The organism is Dietzia sp. NPDC055343, from assembly GCF_053645265.1.
This window is the reverse complement of sequence record NZ_JBSHMJ010000004.1, coordinates 17,931-42,452: the sequence shown is the minus strand read 5'-3', so window position 1 is coordinate 42,452 and position 24,522 is coordinate 17,931. Positions and strand designations below refer to the sequence as shown.

The window sequence follows — 24,522 nt, the reverse complement described above, 5'->3', positions numbered from 1 at the left end:
GGGCACCTGATCGGTGCCCGCCCCTCATGGCATTCCTCGAGCCGCTGTCAGCGAAGGTCCCGGCGCTCCACCGTGGTGCGACGGTGGACCACTGTCGTTCCGTCCGCGTCGGTCGTGGTGACGGTCGTCCGGCGGATCTCCACCATCAGTCGCTCGCGCAGACCGCTGGGTGCCTTCTCACAGCACGACCGGGACAGCTTGGCCTTGAGCCTGCGCTCGGAGAGGAACTTCTCGCGGCAGTCGGGGCAGCCGGCCAGGTGGTGTTCCAGGCGGGACCTGCAGGCGTCGTCGCACTCCAGGTCCACCAGGAGGGACAGGTCCCGCAGGGCCGCTCCGCAGTCGATCTCGTCGAGGCGGGGATCGTGTTCCTTCATCAGTTCTCCCCCTCCTGGCGCTCGCGTCCGTACCCACGGTCGGCCGCGACGTCGCGAAGCAGCTCGCGGAGCTGCTTTCGGCCGCGGTGCAGGCGCGACATCACGGTCCCCAGCGGGGTGTCCATGATCTCGGCGATCTCCTTGTAGGGCAGATCCATGACGTCGGCGTAGTACACCGCCATCCGGAACTCCTCCGGCAACTCGGCCAGCGCCGCCCGGATCTCGTCATCCGGCAGCAACTCCATCGCTTCGACCTCGGCGGACCGCAGGCCCGTCGAGGTGTGCTCGGCCGCCGCCGCCAGCTGCCAGTCCGTGATCTCGTCCGTCGGATACTGCGCCGGCTGGCGCTGCCGCTTGCGGTAGTGGTTGATGTACGCGTTGGTGAGGATGCGGTGCATCCACGCGCGGAAGTTCGTCCCCTGTTTGAACGAGTGGAATCCTGCGAAGGCCTTCGCGTAGGCCTCCTGCACCAGGTCTTCGGCATCCGCCGGGTTCCGGGTCATCCGCAGCGCAGCACCGTAGAGCTGATCGAGCAGCGGCATCGCCAACTCCTCGAACTGCTCCGCACGCTGGTCTGCCTCGTCGGGCTGCAACTCGGTCGGCAACCGGAACTCCTCACCTGTTGGTCTCCCGGAGTCTAGTCGCACGCCGGGGGCGTCGAGGACCGCGGTCCGCATCGCACCCTCCTTCCCGATCCCGGGTGCCACCCCCGGGCTCTCGATCTAGATCAACGCCACCCCTCCACACGGTATTCCGCGCCGTTCGCGCACTAGTGTCGATCCGTGGCCAAGAACAGACGACGAGACGGTGCTGCCGCGACCCCCGCGATCGCGACACTGGGCGCAGCCGGGGTCGAGCACACCGTGCACACGTACGAGGCGACCGGCAGCGATTACGGCGACGAGGCGGCCCGCGTGATGGGCGAGCGCCTGGGCGTGGAGGCGAATCGGATCTTCAAGACCCTCGTGCTGGCGACAGCCCGCCCGCCCGCCGGGTCACGGCTGTCGCTGGCGGTGGCGATCCTGCCCGTGACGTCCTCGCTCGACCTGAAGGCCGCGGCCGCCGCGCTCGGGTGCGGCAAGGTCACGCTCGCGCCGGTCGACGTGGCGGAGAAGACCACCGGCTACGTGGTGGGCGGGGTGTCCCCGCTCGGCCAGAAGCGCGCTCTGGCCACCGTGGTGGACTCCTCGGCCCTCGAGCACCCGACCGTCCTGTGCAGCGCGGGTCGCCGCGGCTGGGAGATCGAACTGGCCGGAGCCGACCTGGTGGCACTCACCGACGCGGTCACCGCACCCGTGACCGCTGGCCGCACCGGATAGCGCCGACACCGCACCCGGTCAGCGCCGTCCTCGACGATCCCACTGGTCAGAAGAGCATGCCCTCGTCCGGGTCGACGCGCCGCACCAACTCGGGGCCGTCGTTACGGACGCCTGATACCGCCGGCGAGACGGGACGGATCTCCACCGCGTCCGCCCACTGCGCCAGGTCGTAACCGGCACCGTCCACCAGCGCTCGCGGATCGCCGATCACGCCCGGGTCCAGCCAGTCCGCCAGGATGTCCGGGGACACGACCAGCGGCATCCGCTCGTGCACCTGCCGCAACGGACCCACCGCCTCGGTGGTCAGGATCGTGCACGACAGCTGGGTGACGGACTCGTCATCAGGATCCCGCCGGGTCTCCCACAGCCCCGCCATGAGCAACCCCCGGTCACCGGGCATGCTCATGTGGAACGGCTGTTTGGACCCCGCCTTGCCACCGGGGGTCGCGGGTCCGCCCGGCACCCACTCGTACCAGCCGTCCATCGGGATGACGCAGTGCCGGCGTCTCACCGCCGCCCGGAACGCGGGCTTCTCGAACGCCGTCTCCACCCGCGCGTTGAACAGGTTGGGCAGCTTCTGCGAGTCACGCGCCCACGACGGAACCAGCCCCCAGCGCATCGCCCGCATCACCCTCGTCGGCGCCGCGGCGTCAGCCCCACCTGCAGCCCCGACCGCGGCACGGGCTCGTCCCTCGTCGTAGCGCTCCCGCGGGATATCCAGTGCGAGCACGGGGATCGTCGTGGTGGGGGCGATGTTGAACCGCGGTGCGAGCGGGCCCTCGGCCGGCGCCAGCCCGGGCGGCGGCGCGGAGGCCTCGTCGACCGCGTCCAGTTCCACCGCGAGCCGAGCCGGGTCGGAGGAGAGCGAGAAGCGTCCACACATACCGGACATCCTCGCACCCGGATCGGCCGGAGAACGAGATGATGGGCGACAATGGCCAGGTGAGTCATTGGAATGCCCCTGTCGCCGCCGCGCCCGTCGATGCCGACGTCGCGGTCCCCGGATCCAAGTCGCTGACCAACCGCGCGCTCGTGCTCGCGGCCCTAGCTGGCGGCCCCTCCCGGCTGTCCGGCACGCTGCGCAGCCGGGACACCGACCTGATGATCGCCGCGCTGCAGGCACTAGGCACCCGGATCGAGGGCCCGGACGGCCCGCTCGCCGCCGGCGACACCGAGCTGGTGATCACCCCGGGTGAGCTGCGGGGCGCCCCCGTCGACTGCGGTCTGGCCGGGACGGTCATGCGCTTCGTCCCGCCGGTGGCCGCACTGGCGACCGGCTCCTCTACCTTCGACGGCGACCCGGCCGCCCGGGTCCGCCCGCAATCCACCGTGCTCGACGCACTGCGCGCGCTCGGCGCGGACATCGAGGGCGACACCCTCCCGTTCACCGTCACCGGCACAGGGACGCTGAAGGGCGGGCGGGTCGAGATGGACGCCTCCGCCTCCTCCCAGTTCGTCTCCGGCGTCCTGCTGTCGGCGGCACGCTTCGACGAGGGAGTCGAGCTGGTCCACACCGCCCCCTCTCCCGTGCCGTCGGGTCCGCACATCGAGATGACGCTGGAGGTGCTCCGCGAGTCGGGGGTCGCCGTCGAGCAGCCCACCCCGTCCTCCTGGCGGGTCACCCCGGGCCCCATCTCCGCGGTCGACCGGGTGATCGAGCCGGACCTGTCGAACGCCACCCCGTTCCTGGCCGCCGCCGCGGTGACGGGCGGCACCGTACGCGTCCCCCATTGGCCGTCCACCACGACCCAGCCCGGCGATGCCATCCGCGGCATCCTGCAGGCCATGGGCGCGACCGTCACCCTCGAGGCCGCTGACGACGGCTCCGGAGAGACCGCCGACGAGGCCGGGCACGGCGCCCTCGTCGTCGTCGGTCCTGAACGCCTGTCCCCCGTCGAGATGGACCTGTCCGCCATCGGTGAGCTCACGCCCACCGTCGCCGCGCTCTGCGCGCTCGCCGACGGCCCCTCCCGCCTGACCGGGATCGCCCATCTGCGCGGCCACGAGACCGACCGCCTGGCGGCCCTGGCCGCCGAGCTCGGCGCCGTGGGCTGCGGGGTCACCGAACTGGCCGACGGCCTCGTGATCACGCCCGCCCCCCTGTGCGGAGCCCCGTGGCGCGCCTACGCCGACCACCGCATGGCCACCGCCGGCGCGATCATCGGCCTGGTCACCGCCGGCGTCGAGGTGGACGACATCGACTCCACCTCCAAAACCATGCCCGGTTTCACGCGAATGTGGTCCGACATGCTCGCCGGGCGGGGCTGACGCGCCGCCATGGCGGGCCGACGGGGCACCAGCGGCGCACGCGGATGGGACGAGTCCGACGTCCGGATCCGGCCCGGAAAGGGCTCACGGCCCCGCACCAAGCGGCGCCCGAGCCACGACGACGCGGCCGCCGCGATGGTCGTCAGCGTCGACCGCGGGCGGTGGGGGTGCGTGCTGCTCGACGACGGGCCCACCCACGCCGCCGGCACGCGCGTGGTGACGATGCGCGCCCGCGAGCTCGGGCGCACACCGATCGTCGTGGGTGACCACGTGGGCGTGGTCGGGGACCTGACCGGCGCGCGCGACACCCTGGCGCGGATCGTGCGCGTCGAGGAGCGTTCCACGGTGCTGCGCCGCACCGCCGACGACTCCGACCCGTACGAGCGGGTGGTGGTGGCCAACGCCGAGCGTCTGCTCATCGTGGTGGCCGTCGCCGATCCGCCGCCGCGCGCCGGCTTCGTCGCCCGCGCGCTGGTCGCCGCCTACACCGGCGGGTTGACGCCGGTGCTGTGCCTGACGAAGGGCGACCTCGACGATCCGTCGGTGTTCGCCGCCGAGTTCACCGCGCTCGACGTCCCGGTGTTGATGGTGGGGGTCGACGACGACCTCGCCGAGCTCCACGAGACCATCGACGGCCGGATCTCCGCACTGATCGGCCATTCAGGCGTCGGCAAGTCGACCCTGGTCAACCGCCTCGTCCCCGACGCCGGCCGGGCCACCGGCGTGGTCTCCGGGGTCGGCAAGGGCCGGCACACCTCCACCCAGTCGGTGGCGCTCGAGTTGGGCGCGGGCGGCTGGGTGGTGGACACCCCCGGGATCCGCAGCTTCGGACTCGCGCACGTCTCCCCGGACGACGTGGTGGCCGCCTTCTCGGACCTGCACGAGATCGCCGAGGACTGCCCGCGCGGCTGCACCCACCAGGGGCCGCCCGCCGATCCCGAGTGTGCGTTCGACGCGATCGAGGACCCGGCCACGCACCGGCGCGCGCTGGCCGTCCGCGAGCTCCTCGGCGCGCTGCAGTCCAACGACCCGTGGGAGCTGGGGCAGGACAGAAACGATCCGGCCTGAGCCGGCGACCGCCCTCAGAGGTTGAGTTCCACGTCCCCCAGCGCGACCGACACGCAGGTCTGGATGCGCTCCCCGGGGCCGTGATCGGTGCCGTTGCGCAGGTCGCGGACATGGCCGTCCTCCAGCGGGACCACGCACGTCTGGCAGATGCCCATCCGGCAACCGAACGGCATCTGCACGCCCACGCTCTCCCCGCCCTCGAGGATCGTGGTGGCGCCGTCCAACTCGACGGTCTTGCCGGTCGAGCCGTAGGTGACCGTGCCGCCCGAGGCGCCGGCGTCGCGGTTGACGGTGAACCGCTCGACGTACAGGTCCTCGCGGCCGGACGCACCGAAGTGCTCGTCCAGCTCGTCCAGCATCGCCGACGGACCACAGGCCCAGGTCGGCCGCTCCGACCAATCGGGGACCAGCGCCGACATCTGCGCGGCGTTGATGCGCCCCTCCTCCGCCGTGACCCGCAGGTGCAGGGTGTAGCCGGGCTGGGTGCGTTCGAGGGCGAGCAGCTCGTCGTAGAACAGTGCGTCCTCGCGGGTACGGACCGAGTGCACGTGCACCACGTCCGGGAAACGCTCGCCCCCGGAGCGGCGGTCCATCGACCGGAGCATGCCCATGACCGGTGTGACGCCGGAGCCGGCGCTGACGAACATGATCTTGTCCGGGGTGGGCGACGGCAGATGGAAGTCGCCCGCCGGGGCCTGTAGGCGCACGATCGTGCCCGGCTCGACCGTGCCGACGATGTGATTGCTCAGCAGTCCCTCGGGCATCGCCTTGACGGTCACCGAGTACTCGCCCCGCCCGCTGGTCGGTGCGGAGGTCAGCGAGTAGGAACGCCAGGTCCACCGGCCGTCGACGAGCACGCCGATCCCCAGGTACTGACCCGGGCGGTAGGTGGGGGTGGCACCCCAGCCCGGCTTGATCACGAGCGTCACCGCGTCGTCGGCCTCACGTCGCACGGAGACCACCTCGCCGCGCAGCTCGCGCGAGGACCACAGCGGGTAGACGAGCGACGAATAGTCATCCACGCGCAGCGGGTGGGTGAGCCGGTTGAGGAACCGGTGCGCGGTGCGCGGCTCGGGGACCCTCGCGGCGGCTGCCCGCAGGATCCGGCCTAGTCCACTCTTCGACTCCGACACTGGTGCCTCCCTCGACGTCCGGCCGCCCGCTCGCCCGAGGGTCGGGTCGGCGTTGACGAACACTAACCTACGGTAGCGTAGGTTAGGCCCGGACGGGAGACCACAGTGCTGTTCGCGACAGTCCGCTCGTCCTCGTCGTCGGCCCTGTACAACCGTTGCACCGCGCTCAGAGCAGCGTCAACAGAAACGGCAACTCCGCCGCGTCGTACCAGGCCAGATCCACATCGAGCGCGTCTCCCACGGTGAGCTCCGCGTCCTCGTCGCCGAGATCGGCCCGATCCACCGCGTCGATCGCGCCCCTGACCAGGTCCACCGCGCCCGCGAGATCCACGTGCACCGCCGCGATGTCCGACGACACCACGGTCCCGCCGCTGATCCGCACCACCGCGGTGTCCAGGTCCGGGCGCAGCGTGACCCGTTCGTCGGGCAGGTCCACGCTCACCACCACCCGCCGATGCGGGTGGGTGCCGTGCGCGGTGCCGGAGTCGATCTCGCCGCCGAGCAGCCGCAGCGAGGCGCGGGCGGCCTCCAGGAACGCGACGTGCTCGATCTCCTCGAGATCGCCCTCCGCGTACGACTCGATGAGCGCCGGCGTGGCCGCGAACGCGGTGCCGCTACGCACCGGCATCTCCCCGTCGGTGAGCAGGGTCTCGAGCATCGGCAACGTGGCGGGGATGAACAAGCGCATGGTGGGGCCTTCCTCGAAGTGCTGGTGGCGGTCAGCCGGCGTCATCGGTCGACCGGGACGGTCAGTGGGCGATGCCGACCGGGTCGGCGGCGCCGCGCGGGTACCGATCAGGTGGCGATGCCGACGAGCTCCTCCAGCGCGCCGGAGATGAGCTCACCGATCTCCTCGACATCCGGGACGGCCTGGCGATCGGAGGTGAAGCCGCAGTACACGATGCCGGAGTAGCTGCTCATCGACACTGCGAGCGCCTTGTGCTCGAGCAGCGCCGGGATCGGGTAGACCTCGACGAGCTCGCCGTCTCCCCAGAACATCTTGTGCTGGGGCCCCGGCGCGTTGGTCACCACGAGGTCGTAGCTGTCCGACGGCAGCATGATCGCCGCGCGCGAGCCCAGCGCGTGCAGGGTCGGCGGCGCGAACCCGGACAGCCGGGCCAGCGACTTGGCGCCAACGGCCTCGCGGGGATTGCGCTGGGTCGCCGTCTCGCGTGCGATCTGCGCCAGCCGCATACGCGGATTGGGCTCTCCCACCGGCATCGAGATTAGCGCCGAGGCGATCTCCGCGGAGGTCACGTCCCGGTGGTCCTCACCCGGGTCGCTCTCGGACGTCACCGCCATCGGGACTATCACCCGCAGGACGTCGGAGGTGATCAGCGGATGCCCGCACGACAGGATCCACGAACGCAGTGCCCCGCACAGCACGGCCAGCACCACGTCGTTGACCTTGCATCCGTGGGCCCGGGCGATCTCCCGGGCCGTGGACAGCGGGAACGACGCCAGGCCCACGCGGCTACCCCGGGCGCGTTCGGTGCGGAACATCTCCGACAGCCCGCCCCCCGACCGCAGCACCGCGAAGTTCGCCGCCCCCGCCAGGCCCCGGGTAGTCCGCTCGATCGCGTGGACGAGCCGCGCGGAGCGGCGGACCAGCTCCAGCGGGTCGGAGACGATGGTCATGAGGGCGTCGAGCACGAGCACCCCGTCCCCGGGGGACGGCATGGGCGTCCATGTGGCTACCTCGTCCGCGTCCGCCGAGGCCTGGAACTCGGCGGTCAGCACCTGGGCCAGGTCCACGGCGTTGGGGCCACCGAGAAGCACGTGGTGGGTCTTGGTGAGGATGGCCAGCTTGCCGTCCTCCACGCCCTCGATGAGGTACAGCTCCCACAGCGGGCGGTCGGGTTCCAGCGGCCGGTCGACGAGTCGTGCCACCAGGTCGGCGAGCTGGCGCATCCCGCCCGGGGCGGGCAGCGCGGAACGCCGCACATGGAAACTCAGGTCGAACTCCGGATCGTCCACCCAGACGGCTCGGGCGAGCCCAAACGGCACCTGCCGGATCCGCTGCCGGAACCGCGGCGCGTCAGCCAGGCGGGCGTCGACGAACTCCATCACCCGATCGATGTCCCACGGCCGGTCCCTCGAGACCAGCGCCAGGGAGCACGAGTGACGGCTTCGAGAACGCGCGGCATCCCCGAGCAGCAGATCCGCGTCCGCCGTCGCCAGCCTGGTCGCCACGGGTCAGACCACCTCATCCAATCCCAGCAGCCCGCGGATCTCCACGGCCGCCCGGTCGAACACCTGGTAGAACACGCCGATCATGCCGGTTTGCACGGCGCCGAGGACGTTCTCGATCGCATCGTCGACCATCACGCACTCGCGCGGCTCCAGCTCGAGCCGGCGTGCCGCCTCCAGGAACGCCTCGGACTCGGGCTTCTCGACACCGGTCACACCGCTGAGCACCACGTGCTCGATCCCGTAGGCGCGGGCGTCCTCGCGGACCCGCTCCGCCCCCGGCCCTTCGGGCTCGTTGCTGAGAACAGCGAGCCGGACATCATTCTCCCTGGCACCTGTCAGGATGGACCGCCAGTTCTCGCGGTCCTCCTCCGTGCCGTCCAGCACCCCGAAGTAGTCGACAATCAGTCCTCGCATGGGAACAGCCTAGGCAACGCGGGGCCATGACGCAGTAAGCGAGGTGGAACCACGCGCCGCTCCCGGCCCGTCATAGGGGTTAGACGACGCCGGACCGTCCCCGGTCCGGCGGTGGAGGGAGCAGAGCTGACATGTCCGCGACGCAGGTGACCCGGCCCGGAACGGGGCGGATCGACGCCCGGGAGCGCCGTGTCCGCCCCGGGGTCGACGAGGATTATGACGACGACGGGGTCCGCCCTCTCCCCTCCACGGAACCGTCGCCGGGAGCCCGTTCCGGTCGTCCGGTCGGGGGTCGGCCGAGGCGCCCGCGGCCGGCCCCGGAGCGCGGGGTGCCCGTCCCGGCCCGGCGGTCGGCCCACGCGCTGGTGGTCATGGCGCTCGAGGTGGTGGACCGCAAACGCTCACCGAACAACATGCGCGGGGCCTTCCCGGAGCACCTGGTGGAGATGTTGCGGACTCTGGCGCGCACGGGCGTCCCCGGCAGGCAGCTGGGCCCCGCCCGCATCCATCGCCTCCACATCCACCCGGCCGGGGTGGATCCCGCCCCGGCCGGGGACGGGGGCACCGGGGCGGGCCACACGGCCGACGCCGGTAGCGGTGCCGGAGGCGAAGCGGACCCCCGGTCCACCGACTACGAGGTCTGCGCCACATACGCGCGCGGGCCGCGACTGTTCGCAGTCGCGGCCCGCATCCGGGTGACCCCCACAGGGGCCTCGTGCGTCGCGCTCCGGATGGTCTGACCCGGAGCGCGATCAGGGGTCAGTCCTTGCGCCCCTTGCCGGCCGACCGGGCGGCACGCTCGCGTCGCTCGGCGCGCTCCTTCTTGTCCTGGGCGCGACGGTCGGCGCGGTTGCCCGCACCGGACTCGTCGACCAGCTCCGCGTCTCCGGACTCGGACGGCCCCGAGAACTGCATCTGCTCGTCCGAGACGTCACGGCCGGTACCTGCCGCCTGCAGGATCGGGTTGGCGCCGGCCAGGGCGGCCGCCTGCGTGGCGGACGGCGCCGCCACGGTGTTGCGCTGCTGGTTGGCCTCGACCTTGACGTTGAACAGGAACGCCACGGTCTCCTCGCGCACCCCGTCCATCATCCCGGAGAACATGTCGTAGCCCTCGCGCTGGTACTCGACGAGCGGATCGCGCTGGGCCATCGCCCGCAGGCCGATGCCCTCCTTGAGGTAGTCCATCTCGTACAGGTGCTCGCGCCACTTGCGGTCGAGAACCTGCAGCATGATCGAACGCTCGAGCTGACGCATCGCGCCCTCGCCGCCGATGCCCTCGATCTCGGCCTCGCGCTCGTCGTAGCGGGCGAACACGTCGTCCAGTACGGCGTCCCGGAGGTTCTTGGAGCTGAGGTCACCGGCGGCGCCGTACTCGTCGCCGTCGAGGACGTCCTCCGCACTGATGGACACCGGGTACAGCTGTCCGAGTGCGTCCCAGAGCTTCTCCAGGTCCCAGTCCTCGACGTAACCCTCGGCGGTCGCGCCGTCGACGTACGCGCTGACCACCTGGTAGATCATCGACTCGACCTGGTCGGTGATGTCCTCGCCCTCGAGGATCCGCTTGCGCTCCTTGTAGATCACGGTGCGCTGCTGGTTCATGACCTCGTCGTACTTCAGGACGTCCTTGCGGATCTCGAAGTTCTGCGACTCGACCTGGGTCTGGGCGTTCTTCACCGCGTTCGAGACCATCCGCGCCTCGATCGGGACATCGTCCGGCAGGTTCAGCCGGTTCATGATGGCCTCGACGGCCGCGCCGTTGAAGCGCCGCATGAGTTCGTCACCGAGGGACAGGTAGAAGCGGGACTCGCCAGGATCGCCCTGACGGCCGGAGCGGCCACGCAGCTGGTTGTCGATCCGTCGGGAGTCGTGCCGCTCGGTGCCCAGTACGTAGAGGCCACCGGCCTCGCGGACGGTTTCGGCTTCCTTCTTGGTGAGCGCGCGCATGCGCTCGATCTCCTCATCCCAGGCGGCCTCGTACTCCTCCGGGGTGTCCACCGGGTTGAGGCCGCGCTCGCGGAGGTTGAGGTCCGCGATGATGTCGGCGTTGCCGCCGAGCACGATGTCGGTACCGCGGCCGGCCATGTTGGTGGCGACGGTGACGGCACCGGGGCGACCGGCCTGCGCGACGATCTGCGCCTCCGAGGCGTGGAACTTCGCGTTGAGGACGTGGTGCTTGACCCCCTTGCGCGTGAGCAGCCGGGACAGGTGCTCACTGCGCTCGACCGAAGCGGTACCCACGAGCACCGGCTGCTTCTTCTCCACCCGCTCAGCGATGTCCTCGACGACGGCGCCGAACTTCGCCTCCTCGGTCTTGTAGATGAGGTCACCCTGATCCTGGCGGGCCATCGGGCGGTTGGTCGGGATCGGCATGACCTCGAGCTTGTAGATCGAGTACAGCTCGGCGGCCTCGGTCTCGGCGGTGCCGGTCATGCCGGACAGCTTCTCGTAGAGCCGGAAGTAGTTCTGGAGGGTGATCGTGGCCAGCGTCTGGTTCTCGGCCTTGATCTCGACCCGCTCCTTGGCCTCGATGGCCTGGTGCATGCCCTCGTTGTAGCGGCGACCGTCCAGGACGCGACCGGTGAACTCGTCGACGATGATCACGTCGCCGTCGCGGACGATGTAGTCCTTGTCCTTGGTGAACAGCTCCTTGGCCTTGATGGAGTTGTTCAGGTAACTCACCAGCGGCGAGTTGGCGGCCTCGTAGAGGTTGTCGATACCCAGCTGGTCCTCGACGAACTCGACGCCGGGCTCCGTCACACCGATGGTGCGCTTCTTGCGGTCGACCTCGTAGTGCGTGCCCTCTTCGAGCAGCGGCGCGATGCGGGCGAACTCGCCGTACCACTTGCTCGAACCGTCGGCGGGGCCGGAGATGATGAGCGGTGTCCGCGCCTCGTCGATGAGGATCGAGTCGACCTCGTCGACGATCGCGAAGTTGTGACCGCGCTGGACGAGCTCGGCGGTGTCGTGCGCCATGTTGTCGCGCAGGTAGTCGAAGCCGAACTCGTTGTTCGTGCCGTAGGTGATGTCCGCGTTGTAGGAATCGCGACGCTGGGCCGGGGTCATTCCGCTGAGGATCGCGCCGACGGACAGGCCCAGGAACCGGTGGACCCGCCCCATCCACTCCGCGTCACGCTTGGCCAGGTAGTCGTTGACCGTCACCACGTGCACACCGTCGTCGGACAGCGCGTTGAGGTAGGCGGGCAGCACACAGGTGAGCGTCTTGCCCTCACCGGTCTTCATCTCGGCGACGGCGCCGGTGTGTAGCACGATGCCGCCGATGATCTGCACCTTGTAGGGCCGCTGGCCCAGCACCCTGAAAGCCGCCTCACGGGCGACGGCGAACGCCTCGGGCAGTAGCGCGTCGAGCGTCTCACCCTCGGCCACCCGGCTCTTGAACTCGTCGGTCTTCGCACGGAGTTCGTCGTCGCTCAGCTTCTCCACGTCAGCGGAGAGCGAGTCCACGTAGTCGGCGAGAGCGGTGTACTTCTTGAGCTTTCGCCCCTCGCCGGCCCGGAGCAGCTTGGAAAGGATGGACACAGTCTCGAACGTCCTCGTGGTCGGGGATGTGGTCGGGGTTCTCACGAACCGGCGTGTTACCACACCGGTCCCTCGCACATCCTAGGTGTTCCGGGCCGTCCGTACACGCCGAGGGCGGTCCGGTCCCTTCGGATCGGACCGCCCCCGTGCGGTGCGGACAGCGGGTTGCCGGCCCTCTTACTCGGTCAGGGTGATCAGACCGTAGTCGAACGCATGGCGCCGGTAGACGACGGTGGCGCGGCCGGACTCGGAGTCACGGAACAGGTAGAAGTCGTGACCCACGAGTTCCATCCTCTCCAACGCCTCGTCGACGGTCATCGGCGAGCTGTCGTGCTCCTTGCGGCGCACGATCTGACCGGGTAGCTGCTCATCGTGCTCGATCGCGTCCGCGTATTCGTCGAGCACCTCGGCCGGCGCCGCGTCGGAGGCGAGCTCTGCGGTCGCCTCGGCCACCGACTGCGGACGGCGATGCCCCTGATGGCTGATCTTGCGCCGGGTCCGCGCCTTACGCATCTGGCGCTCGAGCTTGGCGACCGCCGACTCGAGAGCGCCGTAGAAGGTGTCCTCGGCCGCCTCCGCACGGGCGACACCGCTCTTGCCCTTGACGGTGATCTCGATGCGCTGACTCACCTTGGACAACCGCGGGTTGTTCTCGTGCAACAGGATCACGTCGAAACGCTGGATGTTCGTCGGCGAGATCTTCTCGATCTTCGCGAGCTTCGCGTTGATCCGGGCCCCGAAGTGTTCGGGTACCTCGACATTCCGGCCCCTGATCGTCACCGGGGCGTCCGGAGTGCCGGGATCGTCGGTCGTGGGACCGTCGAAGGTGGCGGGGTCAAGCAGGACTGCGGGGGTCTTCGCCATCGAAGCTCCTCCTCATCGGGCCTGCGGCGGACCACTCCGGCCGCTCCCGGACACCGCCCGGAATACCGGCCGAAGGGTCAACCCACATGGCTGAGTGGACACTCTCGGACGTGGCCCACCAACCACCAACAACAGTGAACGTGCTGGTGAACCGCGTCCGACACCCACCCTACCCGGTCATCTGGAGGTCGGCCGCGGGTCCCGCAGAAGTCGCGCACCGGAGGTGTCAGGCGGCCGTCAGCGCGAGCACCCCGGCCACCTTCAGCCCCCCGGATGCCAACGCCGCCGCGCACGCCGCCGCGGTCGCCCCGGTCGTCACCACGTCGTCCACGACGAGGATCGTCGCCGGGGTGGACAGCAGTGCGGCGACGGTCTCGGGCGCCCCGGGCGAGGCCCGGAGCGCCGTGTCGGCGGGACGGCGCCTGATCCGGCCGGCGAGGTTGTCCGTGCGCGCCTGCGCACCGAGCCCGGAGGCGTCACGCACCCGCCCCCGCACCTCGAGGAGGGGCGCCACCGCCACCGTGTCCGGGGGGACCGAACCGACGAGATCGGCGGCCACCGCGTCCGCCACCACACGCATGTGGTCGAACCCGCGCCGGCGGCGGGCCCGCGCGGACGCCGGTGCGGGGACCAGCACCACCGGACGTTCCCCGGCCTCCGCGATCTCCCCGGCTGCACGAAGGCGATCGATGCCGACAGCCAGCGCCGCACCGAACGTCCGCGCCAGGTCCGCCCGGCCCCGGTCCTTGTAGGCGGAGACCGCGTGGGCGGCCGCCCCGGTGTGCCGTGCCAGCGCCCAGGCCGGTGCCGTCAGATCGGCGCGGGTACGGATCCGCAGCAGCGGCCCCGCGAGGGTCTCCGCGCAGCCGGCGCACCACCGCTCCCCCGGCCTGCCGCAGCCGCCGCATTCCAGGGGGACGACGAGGTCCGCCAGGGCGGCGCCCCAGGAGAAGCCACGACGGCCCTGCCCGCCGCCCGCACCGCGGCGGATGGTGTCGGAGTGGGACCGTCCGGGGCGCGCGGGCTCCCCTGGAAGGCCGGGATCGGACACGACCGGATCAGCCCGCGACCACCGGCTCGGCGCGGATCGCGGCGAGCCCGTTGATCTCGCGCCAGTAGCGATCACTGGTCTCGGCGGCGGTGTCCAGGCGCAGGAGCGAGCGCTGGTCCACCGCATACACTTCGCGGCCGGCGGCGGCCACGTCGGTGACCGGGCCGGAGATGTTGCGCTGCGAGAGCGGCTCGGTGATCGCCCCGTCGACCGAGATCGTCACGACCGGCGCCTCCGCGGTATCGCGTCCCACCACGACGGTCGACCGGTCACGCCAGGCCACCGACGTCACGGTCTCGCCCAGAGTCCGACCGATCTGGCGGAACGAGCCGGCGAGCGGCTGCCCGGTCTCATCCGACAGTGCGCCGATGAACACCTTGCCGTCGGCGACCACGGCCATCCGGGCACCGGATCGGTCGATCCGCAGGTCCGACACCCCGGACCCGAGGTCCAGGATCGGTCGTGCGTCCATCTCCTGGATCGACGGATCGTCTCCGCCGACCCCGATCCGCACCAGGCGGGTGCCGTCGACCAGCGCCCAGACCCGTCCGTCGATGGGGTGGAAGGTCGGGCCGGCCACCGTGCGGGCGCTGATCGCCTCGACGGGCTGCGCGTCGAGCGCGCCCACCATGAGGCGGCGGGGTCCGGTCTGCACGTCCCCGGCCACCACGGCCACGGTGCGACCGTCATACGACATGGCGGCGCTCCGCCCCCCGCGGACCGCGGACCAGGGCCCGTCGGCCGGGCGGGCGCCGCCTGCGTCGAGTCGCACCAGGCCGTCGGCGGCGGTGAGGGCGTAGCGCATGGGCTCGACGGGTGGGTAGGGGTCGAAATCGCGGACGTCCTCGGTCGTCCAGCCTTCGGCGTAGCGCTCGTCGAGCGGGGCGCCGTCGCGTTCGAGCCGATAGGGCCCGGGAACGTCCGATCTGGCGAGGGTCCAGACCACCTGGGCCGCGAACTGGGTGGTGGCCTGGCTGCTAAGCACGGGAAGGCCGGTGAAATCGATAGTCGTGCCGGGCTGATCCTCATCGTCGGCGGACTCGGTCGGACGGACGGACACCGAGTCCGGGACCCGCGAGAGCACCGCCCCGTCCAACGCCGGCCGGGGCCCGGTGGCCAGCAGATTGACGAGCGAGTACCCCAGATCGGTGCGGTCGGCGGCGGTCCAGCGCGGGTCGGGGACGAGGGAGTCGGCGGAGCCGGAGAGGAAGAACAGTTCACGCTGGGCATAGGTGGAGAAGAACTCGGTGCGTTCGATCACCACGCCGGGCGGGAGCTCGTCGATGCGCCACTGCCCGTCGGTGCGGGTGAGCCCGATGGTCACCTCGACCTGCCCCGTGTCGTCGCGGAAGATCCCGCCCGGGTCGAGTGTGCCGACCTTCTCACCGCGCAGGGTGTACTCGGCGCGGTCGGCGGAGCGGCCGCCTTCGGCGCTGAGATCGGCGCGCAGCACGATGGTCGTCTCGGCAGAGTCGTCCCACTGCTCCGCTGCCTCCGGCGTGAGGAACTGGCGGGCGGCGGCGTGCCGCTGGTCGGCGATGGCCGCCGCCTTGATGAAGTCGCGGACCAACAGGTCGGGCTCCTGATCCGGCACCGGCGTGGGGACCGACAGGTCGGGCGAGGAGGGGGCGAAGGTGTCGATGACCTGGGGCGACGACGACGACGGCAGCGTCGCACAGCCCGTCGCCACCAACCCGGTCGCACTCACGAGCGCCACCAGGAGGGACAGCAGCCGGGCCCTGGTCATCCCTCACCGTCCGCGGTCCCGGGGACACGGTCGAGCGGGGTGGGCGAATCGGACCGGATCTGTCGCGCCTCGTCCTCCGGCGTCAGCGGCAGCGGGCTGGACGTCAGGGTTCCGCCGTGCTGCCTGGGGATGGTGAGTCGGAAGCAGGAGCCCTCGCCCGGGCTGCCCCAGCAGTCCAGTCGGCCACCGTGGAGCTTGGCGTCTTCGAGCGCGATGGCCAGGCCCAGACCGGTCCCGCCGGAGCGGCGTACCCGCGAGGGGTCGGCCCGCCAGAAACGGTTGAAGACCAAGGCCTCCTCCCCCGGCTTGAGTCCCACGCCCCGGTCGCGGACCGAGACCGCCAGCGCGGCGTCGGACATCCGCATCGTCACCTTGACCGGTTTCGATTCGGAGTGGTCCAGGGCGTTGGCGATGAGGTTACGCAGGATCCGCTCGACGCGTCGCGAGTCGACCTCGGCGATGACGGGATCGTCCGGCATGTCGACCTCGACCTCGACCCCCGCGGACTCGGCGATGTGGGCGACGGTCTCGACCGAGTCCTGGACGGCGTTACGCACGTCCATCTCGGCCACCGACAGCTCGGCCATGCCGGCGTCGTGGCGGGAGACCTCGAGCAGATCGGTGAGCAGGCTCTCGAAGCGATCGAGCTCCGACTCGAGCAACTCGACCGCTCGCTTGGTGGGCGCGTCGAGGTGTTCCGCCGAGTCGGAGATGATGCTGGCGGCCATGCGGACGGTGGTCAGCGGGGTGCGCAGCTCGTGGGAGACGTCGGAGGTGAACCGCTTCTGCAGGTCACCGAACTCCTCGAGTTGGGTGATCTGGTCGGACAGGCTCTGTGCCATGTCGTTGAACGCCATCGCCAGCCGCGCAACGTCGTCCTCGCCGCGGATCACCATCCGTTCCTTGAGGTGCCCGTTGGCGAAACGTTGGGCGATCGAGGCGGCCTGCCGCACCGGCAGGACGACCTGTCGGGCGACCATCCAGGCGATCGCCGCGGACAGCACGATGATGGCGAGCCCCGCGGTGGCGACGATGCCGCGCATGATCCCGAGCGTCTGTTCCTCGGCGATCAACGGATAGACGAGATACAGCTCGAGCCCCGGGATCGACGAGTCGGTGGGCGTGCCGATGATCAGCGCCTTCACCTGCTCGCCACGGAAGTCCATGGTGACGTACTGGGAGGCGATCCGGCCCCGCTGGACGAGGGACTGCAGTTCCGGCGGGACCTGGGCCCCGGCAGGGCTGACGACCTGCCCCCGGCCGGTCTGGTCGGGGATCACGAGTATCGGGTCGAAGGTGCCGGCGTGGACCGAGTCCCCGCCGGAGGCCAAGCCGCGCTCGCCGAGCGCGCTGCGGGCCTGGTCGAGCCTGGACTGTTCGCTGGTGCCCTCGTCGGTGGCCGCGATCTGCGCCTCCACCGTGAGCCGCAGACGGCCCGCCTGTTCGACGGCCGCGTCGAGTTTGGTCGACAGCAACTGCGCGGTCATCTGGCTCTGGAGCATGAACGCGATCGTCAGGATCACGCCCATCGACAACGCCAGGGTCGAGGTGACGACGCGCAACTGCAGTGAGCGCCGCCAGAGCCGCGCGATCCGCAGCCCCAGCGCCCCTGGGTCCAGGTCCGCCAGCCTCTCGCGGAGGGTCGGCGACGTGTCCGTCAGGTCGCGGGTGTCGCGCTCGTCCCCGGGGGACGCCGCCGCGTCGCCCGGGCGAGCGGCGGTCACGAGACCGCGCCCGCCTTGTAGCCGACTCCACGAACCGTGAGGACCACCTCGGGGTTCTCCGGATCCTTCTCGATCTTCGCGCGCAGACGCTGGACGTGGACGTTGACCAGGCGGGTGTCCGCCGAGTGGCGGTAGCCCCACACGTGCTCGAGGAGAACCTCTCGCGTGAACACCTGTCGGGGCTTACGTGCAAGCTCCACGAGCAGGTCGAACTCGAGCGGGGTGAGCGGGATCGGTGTCCCCTCGCGGGTGACGGTGTGCGCGGGCACGTCGATCGTCACGTCGCCGATGTGCAGTACCTCGCTCGGCTCGTCCTCGCCCCGCCGCAGCCGGGCCCGGATGCGGGCCACCAGCTCCTTGGGCTTGAACGGCTTCATTATGTAGTCGTCAGCGCCGGACTCCAGGCCCAGCACCACATCGACCGTGTCGGTCTTGGCGGTGAGCATGACGATCGGGACGCGGGACTCCGCGCGGATCTCCCGACACACGTCGATCCCGCTCTTGCCCGGCAACATGAGGTCCAGCAGCACCAGGTCGGGCTGTGCAGCGCGGAACGTCTCACTGGCCTGGACGCCGTCGCCGACGACCTCGGTCTCGAACCCCTCGCCCCGCAGGACGATGGTGAGCATCTCTGCCAGCGCGGCGTCGTCGTCGACGACGAGGATCTTGGGGGTCATTGTCACCACTTGTTGTCGGCGTATCGTGTCGGGGCGGCAGGCGCACGCGACCGTCGGAACGCTCCGCGGGTCGTGTTCCTGCTCATACAGACCTTACCCGCCCGGACCGACACCACGTGGGCACGGCTCGGCCTCCGAGACGAGCCCACTGCCGACCGGGGCGGCCGGTGTTCGCGCCGCCGGAGTACCCGCGGGGATCTAGAGTCCGACGACGACGTCGGCCAACTCGTGTACGTCGGGCTCGGCCCCGAGGATCGTCCAGGGCGAACGCCAGGAGGTCTCGGCGAGCCGCCGGTAGGCCCGGGACGTGTCGGCCTGGAGGGTCGAGTCGCGTTCGTACCGATCGCGGGCGCGGCCCGGATCGGACACTTCGCGGGAGCCCGCCCGTTCCGCGGCGACCTCGACCGGGGTGTCGAGCAGGATCTGGAGGTCCGGGACGGGCAGGCCGAGCCGCTCGAACTCCAACGCGCCGATCCATTCCACGGCCTCATCGGCCCGCTCCGCGCCCAGTCGGGCCGCGGTGTAGGCGGCGTTGGAGGCCACGTACCGGTCCAGCAGGACCACATCGTTGGCCTCGCCCAGGGCGGACAACTCCCCCGACGCGGCGTGGCGGTCCATCGCGAACAACAGCGCCATCGCGTGCGGGGAGTCCGCGGTGCCGGCCTGGCCTCCGTGCAGTGCATCGGCGGCCAGGTCGGCATGCAGGGTCCCGTAGCGGGGGAAGGCCAGGCGGCCGACCGTGAGTCCGCGGCCGGTCAGCTCCTCGGCGAGCGCGGTGGTCAGGGTGTTCTTCCCCGCACCGTCCAGCCCTTCGATCACGGCGAGCCTGCCGTTCACTGCCCTTGCCCCCCGGTCCGGAATCCGGTCGATCAGTAGCGGTAGTGCTCGGGCTTGTACGGGCCCTCGACGTCCACGCCGATGTACTCGGCCTGATCCTTGGCGAGGCGCGTGATCGTGCCGCCGAGCGCCTCGACGTGCAGCCGGGCGACCTTCTCGTCGAGGATCTTGGGCAGCAGGTGCACGCCGACCGGGTACTGATCGGCCTTGGTGAACAGCTCGATCTGGGCGATGACCTGATCGGAGAAGCTGTTGGACATCACGAACGACGGGTGTCCGGTGGCATTGCCGAGATTGAGCAGGCGCCCCTCGGACAGCACGATGATCGAACGGCCGTCCTCCTCGAAGACGAACTCGTCGACCTGCGGCTTGATGTTGATCCGGGTGACGTCGGCGGCGGACTCGAGGCCGGCCATGTCGATCTCGTTGTCGAAGTGGCCGATGTTGCCGAGGATGGCCTTGTTCTTCATCGCCTTCATGTGCTCGAAGGTGATGATGTCCTTGTTGCCGGTGGCGGTGATGACGATGTCGGCGTCGGCGATCGCCTGATCGACGGTGACCACGTCGAAGCCGTCCATGAGCGCCTGCAGGGCGTTGATCGGGTCGACCTCGGTGACCTGGACGCGCGCGCCCTGGCCGGCGAGCGCCTCGGCGCAGCCCTTGCCCACGTCACCGTAGCCACAGACCAGGGCCTTCTTGCCGCCGATCAGGGCGTCGGTGCCGCGGTTGATCCCGTCGAGCAGCGAGTGGCGGGTGCCGTACTTGTTGTCGAACTTGCTCTTGGTGACGGCGTCGTTGACGTTCATCGCCGGGAACGGCAGCACACCCTCGTTGTGGAAGTGGTACAGACGGTGCACGCCGGTGGTGGTCTCCTCGGTCACGCCCTGGACCGACTCGGCGATCGCCGTGAACTTGCCCGGGTGCGCCGGGACCGACTCGCGCAGCAGCGCGTGGAAGACCTTCTCCTCCGCGGACCACGCCTCGTCATCCGACGGCACGGCGCCGGCGGCCTCGAACTCGGTGCCCTTGATGACGAGCATCGTGGCGTCGCCACCGTCGTCGAGGATCATGTTGGGGGTCTCGCCCGGCCAGGTCATGATCTGCTCGGTGCACCACCAGTACTCCTCCAGCGTCTCGCCCTTCCAGGCGAAGACCGGCACACCGGCCGGCGCCTCGGGGGAGCCCTCCGGGCCCACCACGACGGCGGCGGCGGCCTCGTCCTGGGTGGAGAAGATGTTGCAGGACGCCCACCGCACCTCGGCACCGAGCGCGGTGAGGGTCTCGATGAGGACCGCGGTCTGGACGGTCATGTGGATCGATCCGGCGATCCGGGCGCCGGCCAGCGGCTGCTCGGTCGCGTACTCCTCGCGCAGCGCCATCAGACCCGGCATCTCGTGCTCCGCGAGACGGATCTGCTTGCGGCCCGCCTCCGCGAGCGAGAGATCCGCCACCTTGAACTCGATACCGTTGACGGACTGCACCTGCAGATCAGCGGACATGTGTGCGACCAGCTCCTTGTCGATCTCTGTGAAGACTTCCGCACCACACTAGCGGGAGTCCTCCCGCGCCGGTGGTCCGGTCACCGGTCCCCGACGCGGGTCCGGAACACCGTGGCCCCCTCCGCACCGGACAGCGTGACGGTGTTCGCCGACGCCGGCACCCAGCAGGCGCCCCCGGCGCCGAGGATCTCGGTCGAGTCACCGTCGTGGACCCGGACGGATCCGGAGGTGCACAACAGCACCTCAGGCCCTTCGGGCCGCCACCACACCGACTCGGTTCCGGCGGGAAGGTCGATACGCGACAGGGCGAAATCGGGTTCCGGCGTGGGGTAGTCGACCTCGCCGGGGATGCCGCGGTCCACGGGCGTCGGCTGCACCGTGGGGTCGGGCAGCGGGGTGAACTCGAGCACCCGCATGAGCTCGGGGACGTCCACGTGCTTGGGCGTCAGGCCACCACGCAGGACGTTATCCGAGTTGGCCATGACCTCCACGCCGACGCCGTTCAGATAGGCGTGAAGCTGGCCGGGGCCCAGGTAGACGGCCTCGCCGGGATGCAGGCTGACCCGGTTGAGCAGCATCGCCGCCAACACGCCGGGATCGCTGGGGTAGCGCTCCGCGAGCTCGGTGACCGTGGCGGCCACGGGCGACCAGGGACCGTCGACCCCGTGGGCGGACAGATAGCCGACAGCGCATCCGACCAGGTCCGACACGACATCGGCGAGGGCCGGGTGCGGCATCGTCACGAAGGTCGTGAACACAGCGCGCAGCCCCTCCGCATCCGGCTGACCCGCCAGCATGTCCCGATAGGGGCGGAGCAGAGCCACGTCCAGGGCGTCGAACAGGGCGATCGTGCGCTCGACGGGCCGGAAGCCGACGAGGGCGTGGAACTCGGTCAGCGCGACCAGGATCTCGGGCTTGTGGTTGACGTCCCGGTAGTTGCGGTTGTTCGCGTCCAGGGCGATCCCGCGTGCGTCCTCGGCCGCATAACCCTCACGTGCCCGCTCCGGCGACGGGTGCGCCTGCAGAGACAAGGCCTGCTCGGCGGAGAGCAGCTTGACGAGGAACGGCAGCCCCCCGCCGTACTCGTCGACGACCCTGTCCCCCAGTTCGCCCCGCGGATCGGCGGCGATCCTGGCGTCGAGACCGCGTCCGTCGGTGCAGAGCGAGGAGCCCGAGTCGTGGGCCCCGAACCAGTGCTCGGCGACGGGGTGCGGGGCCGGGGAGGCCGTCCCGCACAGCTCGGGGAGAGCGGTCCGGGAGCCCCAGGCGTATGCCTGGACCACCGGGCTGAGTGCCACCACTGGCCTACAGCCCCCCGACCAGGAGATATGCGGCCGACAGTTCGGTCCGGGCCATGAACGCGGCCACCTTTCCGCTCAACGGGGTCGGAGCATCGCCGACCGTGTCCTGACCACGGTCGGTGATCCACTCGACATCCGCGAGCGGGCCCGCGGCCAGCCGGACGAGGTCCTCGTCCGCGCTCAACACCATACCGAGGTGACGCGCCGGTAGGTCACCCCGCGGCCCGTCCAGCTCGTCGTCGTGGAAAAGGCTGGCCAGCGGATCCGCCGGCGGGCGGCCCTGGGCCCGCTCGGCCTGCGCTCGCACCGCATCGGCGACGGAGGTCGACGCGGTGACCCGGCCGGCGTCGCAGAACGCCGCGACCGCGCGGGCGCACACGGCCTCCGAGACCGCGTCGGCGTGGACCCACACCAGTGGGTCCCGTCCCGCGACCGTGGTGGCGAGAAGCTTCGCCGGGTTGACCGGGGTCGAGAGTTCGGGGCCGAGACTCTCGAGCTCGACGTCGATCGCGTCGGCGGCGGCGGTGACATCCAGGCCCCGGGCGCCCAGTGCGGTCAGCACCGCCATGCCGGCGGCGACATGGCGCAGGACCCCGCGATGCGGGGGCAGGTACGGCAGGGGCTCGAGCCACATGGCCTGCCCCCGGCCGGACTCCGCGACCGGCCCCTCCCGGGGCACGTCCACCACCACGGCGGCGCCACGACCGGCCGCGGTGTCGATCGCGGCGGCGAGCCCCGGATCCCCCGCGTCATCGCCGGAGACCAGGACCACGTCGAGCGCACCCACCCAGGCGGGCAAGCTGTGCGCCACCACGAGCGGCGGGACGGCAGAGCCGCCCACGGCCTCGGTCAGCGCGACGACCAGGTCGGCCGCCTGACGGGCGCGCGCGGACCGGCCACCGACCCAGACCATCGCCCTGGGCCGCACGCCGTCGAGCTCGTCGAGAAGCCCTGCCGCCACCGCGGTCGCGACGGTCCGGACCTGCGCGCCCCCCATCGAGGCGTGCAGAAGTGCCCCGGTCGCGTCCGCCGCGCGGAGCGCTTCGGCGTCGTCGAGATCGATCCGGCCGGATCCGGTATCGCTCGACAGGTCAGGCACGGACGATCGCGAGGACCTCGTCGACGATCGCGCCGACACCCTCGCTGGTCGGCGCCTCGGCGTTGAGTCGCAGGAGAGGCTCGGTGTTGGAGGCACGCAGGTTGAACCAGGTGCCCTCCCCCAGATCGACGGTCACGCCGTCGAGCCGGTCGATGGACACGGCCCGGTCGGTGAACGTCGCCACGACGGCCTCCATCCGCTCGGCCTGTGCCTCGGCGGAGTTCAGGGTCGAGTTGATCTCGCCCGAGGCGGCATAGGTCGTGTACTCGGCCATGAGGTCGGAGAGCGTGCCGTCCTGCCCGCCGAGCGCGGCAAGGACGTGCATCGCCGCCAACATCCCGGAGTCGGCGCCCCAGAAGTCACGGAAGTAGTAGTGCGCCGAGTGCTCGCCTCCGAACACCGCGCCGGTGTCGGCCATCTGTGCCTTGATGAAGCTGTGGCCCACCCTCGTACGGACTGCGACGCCACCCTGCCGCTCGACCAGTTCGGGCACCGCGTGGGAGGTGATGAGGTTGTAGATGATCGTGGCGCCGGGATCCTTGGCCAGCTCCCGCTCCGCGACGAGGGCGGTGATGGCCGACGGGGCGACGGGCTCACCGCGCTCGTCCACGACGAAGCACCGGTCCGCGTCCCCGTCGAACGCCAGCCCGATGTCGGCGCCGCTCTCGCGAACCAGGGCCTGCAGGTCCACGAGGTTGGCCGGCTCGAGCGGGTTGGCCTCGTGGTTGGGGAAGTTACCGTCGAGCTCGAAGTACAGGGGCACGATCTCCAGCGGGAGCCCGCCCAGGACGGCGGGGACGGTGTGCCCGCCCATGCCGTTACCCGCGTCCACGGCCACCTTGAGCGGCCGGATGTCCGAGAGGTCGACCAGCCCGCGCAGGTACTCCCCGTACCCGTCGAGGACATCGCGCTCGGACACGGTGCCGGCCGCTCCCTCGAAAGCGGGGACGCCGCTTGTCACCTCCTCGGAGATGACCTGCAACCCGGACTGCTGGCCCACCGGCTTGGCGCCCGCGCGGCACAGCTTGATGCCGTTGTACCGGGCGGGATTGTGGCTGGCGGTGAACATTGCGCCGGGGCAGTCGAGCAGTCCCGAGGCGTAGTAGAGCTGGTCGGTGGAGGCGAGACCGATGACCACCACGTCCAGGCCCTGGGCGGTGACGCCCTCGGCGAATGCGGCCGACAGCGACGGGGACGAGTCCCGCATGTCATGACCGACGACGACGGCGCCGGCCCCCTCCGAGCGCATGAGGCGCGCGAAGGAGCCGCCTACCTCGCGGACGAAATCCTCGTCGATCTGCTCACCGACGATCCCACGGACGTCGTAGGCCTTGATGACTGCTCGGACGGACTCGGCGCTGCGTGCCACGTGCTGCTCCAGGGATGAGGCGGGTGAATGTCACCCGCGACACTACCC

Annotated in this window: 22 protein-coding genes; 4 read left to right on the top strand and 18 right to left on the bottom strand. The window is 70.7% G+C overall.

Annotation, left to right across the window (positions count from 1 at the left end):
* Positions 1-47 precede the first annotated feature (47 nt).
* Entirely contained in the window at positions 48-374 is a 327-nt protein-coding gene (gene rsrA / locus ACWIE7_RS03005; protein WP_230930269.1) for a mycothiol system anti-sigma-R factor, read from the bottom strand.
* Positions 374-1,051, bottom strand: a complete 678-nt coding sequence (locus tag ACWIE7_RS03000) for a sigma-70 family RNA polymerase sigma factor (RefSeq protein WP_454068554.1) — start codon at positions 1,049-1,051, stop codon at positions 374-376. The genes rsrA and ACWIE7_RS03000 overlap by 1 nt, the downstream gene beginning before the upstream one ends.
* A gap of 186 nt (positions 1,052-1,237) precedes the next feature.
* On the opposite strand from ACWIE7_RS03000, the gene ACWIE7_RS02995 reads away from it, so the two are divergent.
* Positions 1,238-1,693, top strand: a complete 456-nt coding sequence (locus ACWIE7_RS02995; protein ID WP_454068605.1) for an aminoacyl-tRNA deacylase — start codon at positions 1,238-1,240, stop codon at positions 1,691-1,693.
* A gap of 46 nt (positions 1,694-1,739) precedes the next feature.
* Here ACWIE7_RS02995 and ACWIE7_RS02990 read toward each other — a convergent pair whose 3' ends face one another.
* A complete protein-coding gene (locus ACWIE7_RS02990; protein ID WP_454068553.1) occupies positions 1,740-2,576 on the bottom strand; it encodes an SOS response-associated peptidase in 837 nt (278 codons plus the stop codon).
* A 41-nt stretch (positions 2,577-2,617) separates the two neighbouring features.
* Between ACWIE7_RS02990 and aroA the strand changes: the two genes are divergently transcribed.
* Both aroA and rsgA read left to right on the top strand, forming a co-directional pair.
* Positions 2,618-3,961 carry a 3-phosphoshikimate 1-carboxyvinyltransferase gene (gene aroA / locus ACWIE7_RS02985; RefSeq protein ID WP_454068604.1) on the top strand — a complete coding sequence of 448 codons (1,344 nt, stop codon included), beginning with the start codon at positions 2,618-2,620 and terminating at the stop codon, positions 3,959-3,961.
* Positions 3,962-3,970: 9 nt separating this feature from the next.
* Complete coding sequence (gene rsgA, locus ACWIE7_RS02980; RefSeq protein WP_454068552.1) at positions 3,971-5,029, top strand: ribosome small subunit-dependent GTPase A; 1,059 nt, start codon at positions 3,971-3,973, stop codon at positions 5,027-5,029.
* 14 nt (positions 5,030-5,043) lie between these two features.
* Here the strand turns inward: rsgA and ACWIE7_RS02975 are convergent, their stop codons facing one another.
* From ACWIE7_RS02975 to ACWIE7_RS02960, 4 genes are all read right to left on the bottom strand, one after another.
* Positions 5,044-6,162 (bottom strand): ferredoxin reductase, encoded by a 1,119-nt coding sequence (locus tag ACWIE7_RS02975; protein WP_452099236.1) that lies wholly within the window; start codon positions 6,160-6,162, stop codon positions 5,044-5,046.
* Positions 6,163-6,328: 166 nt separating this feature from the next.
* Complete coding sequence (locus tag ACWIE7_RS02970) at positions 6,329-6,850, bottom strand: DUF6912 family protein (RefSeq protein WP_452099328.1); 522 nt, start codon at positions 6,848-6,850, stop codon at positions 6,329-6,331.
* Positions 6,851-6,957: 107 nt separating this feature from the next.
* On the bottom strand, positions 6,958-8,355 hold the full coding sequence (locus ACWIE7_RS02965) for a wax ester/triacylglycerol synthase family O-acyltransferase (protein WP_452099235.1): 1,398 nt from the start codon (positions 8,353-8,355) through the stop codon (positions 6,958-6,960).
* Positions 8,356-8,358: 3 nt separating this feature from the next.
* Complete coding sequence (locus tag ACWIE7_RS02960; RefSeq protein ID WP_230930263.1) at positions 8,359-8,769, bottom strand: HAD family hydrolase; 411 nt, start codon at positions 8,767-8,769, stop codon at positions 8,359-8,361.
* 131 nt (positions 8,770-8,900) lie between these two features.
* On the opposite strand from ACWIE7_RS02960, the gene ACWIE7_RS02955 reads away from it, so the two are divergent.
* Positions 8,901-9,509 (top strand): hypothetical protein, encoded by a 609-nt coding sequence (locus ACWIE7_RS02955; protein WP_452099234.1) that lies wholly within the window; start codon positions 8,901-8,903, stop codon positions 9,507-9,509.
* A 19-nt stretch (positions 9,510-9,528) separates the two neighbouring features.
* Here ACWIE7_RS02955 and secA read toward each other — a convergent pair whose 3' ends face one another.
* The 11 genes from secA to ACWIE7_RS02900 all read right to left on the bottom strand — a co-directional run bounded on the left by secA (position 9,529) and on the right by ACWIE7_RS02900 (position 24,474).
* On the bottom strand, positions 9,529-12,306 hold the full coding sequence (secA, locus tag ACWIE7_RS02950; RefSeq protein ID WP_454068551.1) for a preprotein translocase subunit SecA: 2,778 nt from the start codon (positions 12,304-12,306) through the stop codon (positions 9,529-9,531).
* Between the two features lie 177 nt (positions 12,307-12,483).
* Positions 12,484-13,170, bottom strand: a complete 687-nt coding sequence (gene hpf / locus ACWIE7_RS02945) for a ribosome hibernation-promoting factor, HPF/YfiA family (RefSeq protein ID WP_452099232.1) — start codon at positions 13,168-13,170, stop codon at positions 12,484-12,486.
* A 226-nt stretch (positions 13,171-13,396) separates the two neighbouring features.
* The gene (locus ACWIE7_RS02940) at positions 13,397-14,221 is read right to left on the bottom strand and encodes a ComF family protein (RefSeq protein WP_452099231.1); all 825 of its coding nucleotides are present in this window, start codon (positions 14,219-14,221) and stop codon (positions 13,397-13,399) included.
* Positions 14,222-14,228: 7 nt separating this feature from the next.
* Entirely contained in the window at positions 14,229-15,968 is a 1,740-nt protein-coding gene (locus tag ACWIE7_RS02935; protein ID WP_454068550.1) for an LpqB family beta-propeller domain-containing protein, read from the bottom strand.
* Positions 15,965-17,692 (bottom strand): MtrAB system histidine kinase MtrB, encoded by a 1,728-nt coding sequence (gene mtrB / locus ACWIE7_RS02930; protein ID WP_454058768.1) that lies wholly within the window; start codon positions 17,690-17,692, stop codon positions 15,965-15,967. The genes ACWIE7_RS02935 and mtrB overlap by 4 nt, the downstream gene beginning before the upstream one ends.
* Complete coding sequence (gene mtrA, locus ACWIE7_RS02925) at positions 17,689-18,369, bottom strand: MtrAB system response regulator MtrA (RefSeq protein ID WP_269075066.1); 681 nt, start codon at positions 18,367-18,369, stop codon at positions 17,689-17,691. Before mtrA ends, mtrB begins: the two co-directional genes overlap by 4 nt.
* A gap of 198 nt (positions 18,370-18,567) precedes the next feature.
* On the bottom strand, positions 18,568-19,206 hold the full coding sequence (locus ACWIE7_RS02920) for a dTMP kinase (protein ID WP_452099228.1): 639 nt from the start codon (positions 19,204-19,206) through the stop codon (positions 18,568-18,570).
* 32 nt (positions 19,207-19,238) lie between these two features.
* Positions 19,239-20,705, bottom strand: a complete 1,467-nt coding sequence (ahcY, locus tag ACWIE7_RS02915) for an adenosylhomocysteinase (RefSeq protein ID WP_452099227.1) — start codon at positions 20,703-20,705, stop codon at positions 19,239-19,241.
* Between the two features lie 80 nt (positions 20,706-20,785).
* Positions 20,786-22,003, bottom strand: a complete 1,218-nt coding sequence (manA, locus tag ACWIE7_RS02910) for a mannose-6-phosphate isomerase, class I (protein ID WP_454058769.1) — start codon at positions 22,001-22,003, stop codon at positions 20,786-20,788.
* Positions 22,004-22,010: 7 nt separating this feature from the next.
* A complete protein-coding gene (locus ACWIE7_RS02905) occupies positions 22,011-23,105 on the bottom strand; it encodes a hypothetical protein (protein ID WP_452099225.1) in 1,095 nt (364 codons plus the stop codon).
* Positions 23,098-24,474, bottom strand: coding sequence for a phosphomannomutase/phosphoglucomutase (locus tag ACWIE7_RS02900; RefSeq protein ID WP_454058770.1), 1,377 nt, complete (start codon positions 24,472-24,474; stop codon positions 23,098-23,100). Before ACWIE7_RS02900 ends, ACWIE7_RS02905 begins: the two co-directional genes overlap by 8 nt.
* Positions 24,475-24,522 lie beyond the last annotated feature (48 nt).

Bases quoted from the DNA above. Each gene is read 5' to 3' on its own strand.
- mtrA (WP_269075066.1), bottom strand. From the start codon at position 18,369: ATGACCCCCAAGATCCTCGTCGTCGACGACGACGCCGCGCTGGCAGAG.
- hpf (WP_452099232.1), bottom strand. From the start codon at position 13,170: ATGGCGAAGACCCCCGCAGTCCTGCTTGACCCCGCCACCTTCGACGGT.
- rsrA (WP_230930269.1), bottom strand. From the start codon at position 374: ATGAAGGAACACGATCCCCGCCTCGACGAGATCGACTGCGGAGCGGCC.
- ACWIE7_RS02990 (WP_454068553.1), bottom strand. From the start codon at position 2,576: ATGTGTGGACGCTTCTCGCTCTCCTCCGACCCGGCTCGGCTCGCGGTG.
- ACWIE7_RS02970 (WP_452099328.1), bottom strand. From the start codon at position 6,850: ATGCGCTTGTTCATCCCCGCCACGTTGCCGATGCTCGAGACCCTGCTC.
- rsgA (WP_454068552.1), top strand. From the start codon at position 3,971: ATGGCGGGCCGACGGGGCACCAGCGGCGCACGCGGATGGGACGAGTCC.
- ACWIE7_RS02955 (WP_452099234.1), top strand. From the start codon at position 8,901: ATGTCCGCGACGCAGGTGACCCGGCCCGGAACGGGGCGGATCGACGCC.
- ACWIE7_RS02935 (WP_454068550.1), bottom strand. From the start codon at position 15,968: ATGACCAGGGCCCGGCTGCTGTCCCTCCTGGTGGCGCTCGTGAGTGCG.
- ahcY (WP_452099227.1), bottom strand. From the start codon at position 20,705: ATGTCCGCTGATCTGCAGGTGCAGTCCGTCAACGGTATCGAGTTCAAG.
- ACWIE7_RS03000 (WP_454068554.1), bottom strand. From the start codon at position 1,051: ATGCGGACCGCGGTCCTCGACGCCCCCGGCGTGCGACTAGACTCCGGG.
- aroA (WP_454068604.1), top strand. From the start codon at position 2,618: ATGGGCGACAATGGCCAGGTGAGTCATTGGAATGCCCCTGTCGCCGCC.
- ACWIE7_RS02960 (WP_230930263.1), bottom strand. From the start codon at position 8,769: ATGCGAGGACTGATTGTCGACTACTTCGGGGTGCTGGACGGCACGGAG.